This window comes from Pedobacter puniceum (assembly GCF_009674685.1).
GTDB classification, from domain to species: domain Bacteria; phylum Bacteroidota; class Bacteroidia; order Sphingobacteriales; family Sphingobacteriaceae; genus Pseudopedobacter; species Pseudopedobacter puniceum.
Map to the genome: position 1 here is coordinate 1 of NZ_WKJI01000010.1, position 839 is coordinate 839.

At 50.1% G+C, this 839-nt stretch carries 1 pseudogene; it reads left to right on the plus strand.

The features are described 5' to 3' along the window. Positions 1-839, plus strand: a pseudogene (locus GJJ64_RS16755) (collagen-like protein); the annotation flags it as partial.

Genomic DNA, 839 nt, shown 5'->3' on the forward strand with positions numbered 1-839 from the left:
GTAGGTCCACAAGGTCCAATAGGTTTAACCGGAGCTCAAGGTCCACAAGGTATTCAAGGCGAGAAAGGTGAAAAGGGTGATACCGGAGCAACAGGTCCTCAGGGTCCACAAGGTATAGCAGGAGCGAAAGGAGATAAAGGTGATAAAGGCGACCAAGGAGAAGTAGGTCCACAAGGTCCGATAGGTTTAACTGGAGCACAAGGTCCACAAGGTATTCAAGGCGAGAAAGGTGAAAAAGGTGACACTGGAGCAACAGGTCCACAGGGCCCACAAGGTTTAGCAGGAGTAAAAGGAGATAAAGGCGACAAGGGTGATAAAGGTGACCAAGGTGAGGTAGGTCCACAAGGTCCAATAGGTTTAACCGGAGCACAAGGTCCACAAGGTATAGCAGGAGCGAAAGGAGATAAAGGTGACAAGGGTGATAAAGGTGACCAAGGTGAGGTAGGTCCACAAGGCCCGATAGGTTTAACCGGAGCTCAAGGTCCACAAGGTATTCAAGGCGAGAAAGGTGAAAAGGGTGATACCGGAGCAACAGGTCCTCAGGGTCCACAAGGTATAGCAGGAGCGAAAGGAGATAAAGGTGACCAAGGTGAGGTAGGTCCTCAAGGTCCGATAGGTTTAACTGGAGCTCAAGGTCCACAAGGTATTCAAGGCGAGAAAGGTGAAAAGGGTGATACCGGAGCAACAGGTCCTCAGGGTCCACAAGGTATAGCAGGAGCGAAAGGAGATAAAGGTGACAAGGGTGATAAAGGTGACCAAGGTGAGGTAGGTCCACAAGGTCCGATAGGTTTAACTGGAGCTCAAGGTCCACAAGGTATTCAAGGCGAGAAAGGTGAAAA